Annotated in this window: 7 protein-coding genes; 5 read left to right on the top strand and 2 right to left on the bottom strand. The window is 71.9% G+C overall.

The genetic code is table 11. The annotated features are described in order from the left end of the window. Positions 1–14 precede the first annotated feature (14 nt). From argC to ABTY04_RS19460, 5 genes are all read left to right on the top strand, one after another. Positions 15–1,043 (top strand): N-acetyl-gamma-glutamyl-phosphate reductase, encoded by a 1,029-nt coding sequence (gene argC / locus ABTY04_RS19440; RefSeq protein WP_352214568.1) that lies wholly within the window; start codon positions 15–17, stop codon positions 1,041–1,043. A gap of 88 nt (positions 1,044–1,131) precedes the next feature. After that, positions 1,132–2,289 carry a bifunctional glutamate N-acetyltransferase/amino-acid acetyltransferase ArgJ gene (argJ, locus tag ABTY04_RS19445; protein ID WP_352214569.1) on the top strand — a complete coding sequence of 386 codons (1,158 nt, stop codon included), beginning with the start codon at positions 1,132–1,134 and terminating at the stop codon, positions 2,287–2,289. Further along, positions 2,286–3,224, top strand: coding sequence for an acetylglutamate kinase (gene argB / locus ABTY04_RS19450; RefSeq protein WP_352214570.1), 939 nt, complete (start codon positions 2,286–2,288; stop codon positions 3,222–3,224). Before argJ ends, argB begins: the two co-directional genes overlap by 4 nt. Next, entirely contained in the window at positions 3,221–4,477 is a 1,257-nt protein-coding gene (locus ABTY04_RS19455) for an acetylornithine transaminase (protein ID WP_352214571.1), read from the top strand. The genes argB and ABTY04_RS19455 overlap by 4 nt, the downstream gene beginning before the upstream one ends. Positions 4,478–4,484: 7 nt before the next feature. Further along, positions 4,485–5,048, top strand: coding sequence for an arginine repressor (locus ABTY04_RS19460; protein WP_352214572.1), 564 nt, complete (start codon positions 4,485–4,487; stop codon positions 5,046–5,048). 103 nt (positions 5,049–5,151) lie between these two features. Here the strand turns inward: ABTY04_RS19460 and ABTY04_RS19465 are convergent, their stop codons facing one another. Next, on the bottom strand, positions 5,152–5,847 hold the full coding sequence (locus ABTY04_RS19465) for a L,D-transpeptidase family protein (RefSeq protein ID WP_502996674.1): 696 nt from the start codon (positions 5,845–5,847) through the stop codon (positions 5,152–5,154). Between the two features lie 6 nt (positions 5,848–5,853). Then, complete coding sequence (locus ABTY04_RS19470; RefSeq protein ID WP_352214573.1) at positions 5,854–6,435, bottom strand: pyridoxamine 5'-phosphate oxidase family protein; 582 nt, start codon at positions 6,433–6,435, stop codon at positions 5,854–5,856. Positions 6,436–6,599: the final 164 nt, after the last annotated feature.

Here is a 6,599-nt window from a genome sequence, read left to right on the forward strand (position 1 = left end):
AGGAGGAGGGTCCGATGGTGGTACGTGTAGCGGTGGCCGGAGCGAGCGGGTACGCGGGCGGCGAGGTCCTGCGCCTGCTGCTGTCCCACCCCGAGGTGGAGATCGGCGCACTGACCGGGAACTCCAACGCCGGACAGCTCTTCGGGACCCTCCAGCCGCACCTCGTGCCGCTGGCGGGCCGGACCCTGGAGGCGACCACGCCCGAGGTCCTCGCGGGCCACGATGTCGTCTTCCTGGCGCTGCCCCACGGGCAGTCCGCCGCCGTCGCGGCCCGGCTCGGCGAGGACGTCCTCGTCATCGACATGGGCGCCGACCACCGGCTCAAGGACTCCGCCGACTGGGACGCGTTCTACGGAGCCCCGCACGCGGGCACCTGGCCCTACGGGCTTCCCGAGCTGCCCGGTGGCCGCGCCGCGCTGGAGGGGTCCAAGCGCATCGCGGTTCCCGGGTGCTTCCCGACCGCTGTCTCCCTCGCCCTGTTCCCGGCCTACGCCGCGCAGCTGGCCGAGCCGGAGGCCGTGATCGTCGCCGCCACCGGCACCTCGGGCGCGGGCAAGGCGCTCAAGCCGCACCTGCTCGGCTCCGAGGTGATGGGCTCCGTGAGCCCGTACGGAGTGGGCGGCGGGCACCGGCACACCCCCGAGATGGTGCAGAACCTGAGCCCGATCGCCGGGCAGAGGGTCTCCGTGTCCTTCACGCCGACCCTCGTGCCGATGCCGCGGGGCATCCTGGCCACCTGCTCCGCCAAGGCCCTCGCCGGCACCACCGCCGACGCGGTGCGCGCCGCGTACGAGAAGGCGTACGCGGACGAGCCCTTCGTCCACGTGCTGCCCGAGGGGCAGTGGCCGGCGACCTCGTCCGTCTACGGGTCCAACGCCGTCCAGATCCAGGTCGCGTACGACGAGTCCGCACAGCGGATCATCGCGATCAGCGCCATCGACAACCTCACCAAGGGCACCGCCGGCGGTGCGGTGCAGAGCATGAACATCGCCCTCGGCCTCGAAGAGGGCCTGGGCCTTTCCGCCGTCGGGGTTGCACCGTGAGCGATTCACGCGCAGCCGCCGGGCTGAAGACGACGACGATGGCCGCAGGTCCGCGCTGTGCGGGCGGAGAAGGGAACGAGGAGACACAGTGAGCGTCACGGCAGCACAGGGGTTCACCGCAGCCGGCATCGCCGCCGGCATCAAGGCCAACGGCAACCCGGACCTGGCCCTCGTGGTCAACAACGGTCCGCGGCTGGCCGCGGCGGGCGTCTTCACCTCCAACCGCGTCAAGGCCGCCCCCGTGCGCTGGTCCGAGCAGGTCCTGCGCGGCGGCGCGGTCAGCGCGGTGGTCCTCAACTCGGGCGGCGCCAACGCGTGCACCGGCCCCAAGGGCTTCCAGGACACCCACGCCACCGCCGAGAAGGTCGCCGAGGCCCTGGGCGGCGAGCACAACGCCGGCGAGATCGCCGTCGCCTCCACCGGGCTGATCGGCGTCGCGCTCCCCATGGACAAGCTGCTGCCGGGCATCGACACCGCCGTGGCCGCCCTCTCCGCCGACGGCGGCGAGGCCGCCGCGATCGCCATCAAGACCACCGACACCGTGCACAAGACCGCCGTGTCCGGCGGGGACGGCTGGACCGTCGGCGGCATGGCCAAGGGCGCGGGCATGCTCGCTCCGGGCCTGGCCACCATGCTCGTCGTCCTCACCACCGACGCCGACGTCGACAGCGCCGCCCTCGACAAGGCACTGCGCGCGGCCACCCGCACCACCTTCGACCGGGTCGACTCCGACGGCTGCATGTCCACCAACGACACCGTGCTGCTGCTCGCCTCCGGAGCCTCCGGCCAGGTGCCCGCGTACGAGGCGTTCGCCGAGGCCGTCCGGACCGTCTGCGCCGACCTGGCCCGGCAGCTCATCGGGGACGCCGAGGGCGCCAGCAAGGAGATCCGCATCGAGGTCATCGGTGCGTTCACCGAGGACGACGCGGTCGAGGTCGGGCGCTCCATCGCCCGGAACAACCTGCTCAAGTGCGCCATCCACGGCGAGGACCCCAACTGGGGCCGGGTGCTCTCCGCCATCGGCACCACCCGGGCCGCCTTCGACCCGGACCGGCTGAACGTGGCCATCAACGGCGTCTGGGTCTGCAAGAACGGCTCGGTCGGCGAGGACCGCGACCTGGTCTCCATGAAGGACCACGAGGTCCGCATCACCGCCGACCTGTCCAACGGCAGCGAGTCCGCCGTGATCTGGGGCAACGACCTGACCGCCGAGTACGTCCACGAGAACAGCGCCTATTCCTCATGAGCGACGAGAAGGCCGGCCAGCCCGGCACCGGAACCGCGCGCAAGCACACCGCGCTGCCCAAGGCACAGATCCTCATCGAGGCCCTGCCCTGGCTCACCCGCCACAACGGCAAGGTCGTCGTCATCAAGTTCGGCGGCAACGCCATGATCGACGACGACCTGAAGGCCGCCTTCGCCCAGGACGTGGTCTTCCTGCGCCAGGCCGGCCTCAAGCCGGTCGTGGTGCACGGCGGCGGCCCGCAGATCAACGCCCAGCTCGACAAGGAAGGCCTGGTCAGCGAGTTCAAGGCCGGCCTGCGCGTCACCACCCCGGAGGCCATGGACGTCGTACGGATGGTCCTGGCGGGCCACGTCCAGCGCGAGCTGGTCGGGCTGCTCAACCAGCACGGGCCGCTCGCCGTCGGCCTGACCGGCGAGGACGCCCACACCATCACCGCGACCCGGCACACCCCGGAGATCGACGGCGAGCTCGTCGACATCGGGCGGGTCGGCGAGATCACCGCCATCGACACCGGCGCGATCGAGGCCCTGCTCGCGGACGGCCGGATCCCGGTCATCTCCTCCATCGCGCGCAGCGCCGACGACCACCACGTGTACAACGTCAACGCCGACACGGCGGCCGCGGCGCTCGCAGCCGCGCTGGGCGCCGAGACGCTGATGGTGCTCACGGACGTCGAGGGCCTGTACGCGGACTGGCCGAACAGCGACGAGGTCATCAGCCGCCTCACGGTCAGCGAGCTGGAGAAGCTGCTGCCGGAGCTGTCCAGCGGCATGGTGCCCAAGATGGAAGGCTGCCTGCACGCCGTCCGCGGCGGTGTGGGCACGGCCCGCGTGATCGACGGGCGAGTCCCGCACTCGATCCTTCTGGAGATCTTCACCGACGAGGGAATCGGCACGATGGTCGTGCCCGACGCACAGGGAGGGGAACCCGCATGAGCGGCAAGCAGGAGAACGCCGCGGAGGAGACCGCCGACCGGGAGACCGCCAACCAGCGGTACGGCGCCCGCTGGCAGGGCGCGCTGACCAACAACTACGGCACTCCCGCGCTGGCTCTCGTACGCGGCGAGGGCGCCCAGGTCTGGGACGCGGACGGCAGGCAGTACACCGATTTCGTCGGCGGCATCGCGGTCAACGCCCTCGGCCATGCCCATCCGGCGATCGTCGAGGCCGTGACCCGGCAGATCTCCACCCTCGGCCACGTCTCCAACCTCTACGCCTCCGAGCCGGTCATCGCGCTCGGCGAGCGGCTGCTCCGGCTCTTCGGCCGCCCCGGTCGGATTTTCTTCTGCAACTCCGGAGCCGAGGCCGTCGAGGCCGCGTTCAAGATCGGCCGACTGACCGGGCGGACCCGCATGGTCGCCACCGACGGCGGCTTCCACGGCCGGACCATGGGCGCCCTAGCGCTCACCGGCCAGCCGATGAAGCAGGTCCCCTTCCTGCCCCTGCCGGGCGACGTCACCCACGTCCCCTACGGTGATGTCGAGGCCCTGCGGGCCGCCGTCACCGAGGACACGGCGCTCGTGATCATCGAGCCGATCCAGGGCGAGAATGGCGTCGTCGTGCCGCCGGCCGGATACCTGACGGCCGCCCGGGAGATCACCCGGGCCACCGGAACCCTGCTCGTCCTGGACGAGGTGCAGACCGGCATCGGGCGGTGCGGCCACTGGTTCGAACACCAGGCCCATGAGGGCGTCGTGCCCGACCTCGTCACGCTCGCGAAGGGTCTGGGCGGGGGCCTGCCGATCGGTGCCGTGGCCGCTTTCGGGCCCGCGGCGGACCTGCTCCAGCCGGGCCAGCACGGCACCACCTTCGGCGGGAACCCCGTCGCGTGCGCGGCCGGTCTCGCCGTCATCGACACCATCGCCGCCGAGGGCCTGCTCGACCGGGTCAAGGCGCTGGGGGAGCGGCTGCGCTCCGGAATCGAGCGCCTTTGCGAGGGGAACGGCCACCCGCTCGTCTCCCATGTCCGTGGTGAGGGCCTTCTCCTGGGTATCGTGCTGACCGGGCCGCTCGCACCGCAGGTGCAGAAGGCGGCTCAGGATGCCGGCTTCCTGGTCAACGCGCCCGCCCCCGACGTCGTACGGCTCATGCCCCCGTACGTACTCTCCGAGGCCGAGGCGGACGCGTTCGTGCAGGCCCTGCCCGGCATCCTCGACGCAGCCGGCGGGGACGGACACAACGGGGAATGAGACGACGATGAGTCAGGCGCAGGACAACGAGCAGTGGGGCACGCCCCAGACGGAGTCCGGGGGAGGGCCTTCCGTTCCGCAGACCCGCACCGCCCGCCACCGCCGGATCGTGGACATCCTCAACCGGCAGCCGGTCCGCTCCCAGAGCCAGCTGGCCAAGCTGCTCGCCGACGACGGGCTGAGCGTCACCCAGGCGACGCTCTCCCGGGACCTCGACGAACTGGGCGCGGTGAAGATCCGCAACACCGGAGGCGAGCTGATCTACGCGGTGCCCAGCGAGGGCGGTTTCCGCACCCCGCAGGCCCCGCTCGGCGAGTCCGCGAAGGAGGAGCGCATGCGGCGCCTCTCCGGGGAACTGCTGATCTCGGCGGAGGCCTCCGCGAACCTCGTCGTCCTGCGCACCCCGCCGGGTGCGGCCCAGTTCCTCGCCTCCGCGATCGACCAGGCCGAACTCCGCGAGATCCTCGGCACGATCGCCGGCGACGACACCCTGATGCTGATCAGCCGTGACCCGTCGGGCGGCCAGGCCCTCGCGGACCACCTGCTGAGGCTGGCCCAGAAGGAGAGCTGAGCGGGGACGTCGGGGGCGCCGGAAATCCGGTGCCTGACCCGGCGCCGCCGACATAGCCTCGGGGCGTGCTGCTGCTGGCCGAGCGGCCGCGCCACCACACCCCCTAGTAGCGGGTGACGGCGAGCGGCCCCTCCTGCGTGCCGATCGCGATGTGCGGCCGGCGGCGCGGATCGGCCCAGCGCAGGATCGCGCGCATCGCCCGCTCCGGCACGGACACGCAACCGGCCGTCGCCCCCTTGCCGTTGACGTGCAGGAAGATGCCCGCGCCCCGGCCGTGTACCGGCCGGTCGTAGTTGAAGCCGATGACCAGCGCGTGCGCGTACTGCTTGTCGTAGTCGACCAGGTGCTCCGCCTCGCCCGGCGCGCAGTCCGCGGGCAGCGGCTCCACCCAGCGGTTGTAGCTGACCGAGGCGTTGTCCTGGCACCACCAGGAGCGGTCCGTCACCTTCCGGTAGCGGAATTCCGTCCCGGCGGGCGCGCGCCGGGTCCCGAAGGCGTACGGGAGGTCGTACAGGCCCGTGGGCGTCGTGTCCGTGCCCTGGGTGCGGGTCGCGCCCTCGGTCAGGCCGTTCGCGCCGAAGCGCGCCTCGGCGCTGCCGGCCGCGTACCAGTGCCCCGCCCACCGGTCCCACCAGGTCACCCGCCCCGTGGTGGAGCCGGGCGCGGGCGCGACGGCGGTGATCAGCTGGCCGCCCCCGCCCGTGTCGGCGAGACGGGCGGGCAGCGGCGCGGACCCGTACGGGCCCTGCGGGAGCAGGCTGGTGACGATCAGTGAGCCGGTGACGAGAGCGGTACGCAGCACATGTCAGACGGTACGGGGCGGAAGGGGCAGGGGCAGCGCAGGCAGGCCGTCGAGGCTCACTCCGATGAAATCCTTCTGCTCGCAGTACTCGCCGAACTCCTCGTCCGTCTTGCGGCCGAAGTACTCCGCGTGCAGGGTGCGCTCACCCTGGTACTCCATGAAGGGGACGGCGTATCCGCACACGTCCGCGATCCGGCGGGCCCGTACGACGATGACGGCCCGCGCGGACGGGCCGTCGGCCGCCCCGAACAGCCCGATCAGCTCGCGCCAGCGGGGGTCGTCGCGGAATACCGCCTCGCCGTCGCCGTGGATGCGCACGATGTTCGGCGGGCCGCTGAACGCGCACCACATCAGCGTGATCCGGCCGTTCTCGCGGACATGGGCGATGGTCTCGGCGCCGCTGCCGCCGAAGTCCAGGTAGGCGAGGGTCTGCTCGTCGATGACGACGAGGGTCCCTGCGCGGCCCTTGGGTGAGAGGTTGACGTGACCGTCCCCGGACAGCGGGGCGGTCGCGGTGAAGAAGACCGGCTGCTCCTCGATGAACTTGCGGAGCCGGCCGTCTATGCGTTCGTAAAGCTTTCCCATGAGCCGATTATCGGCCGGAACGGCATGTTCAGGTCAGGGAATTCCGGTCCGAGAGCTCGCGGCGGGCGCGCCACCACCGCATGGCCTCGTCGCGCGCCGCACGCGCCGCACGCGCGTGCTGCAGCGACGCAGCGGAAGGGTAAGATCTACTGGTGACGGCATGA

This window comes from Streptomyces sp. NPDC097981 (genome assembly GCF_040302565.1).
GTDB lineage: Bacteria > Actinomycetota > Actinomycetes > Streptomycetales > Streptomycetaceae > Streptomyces.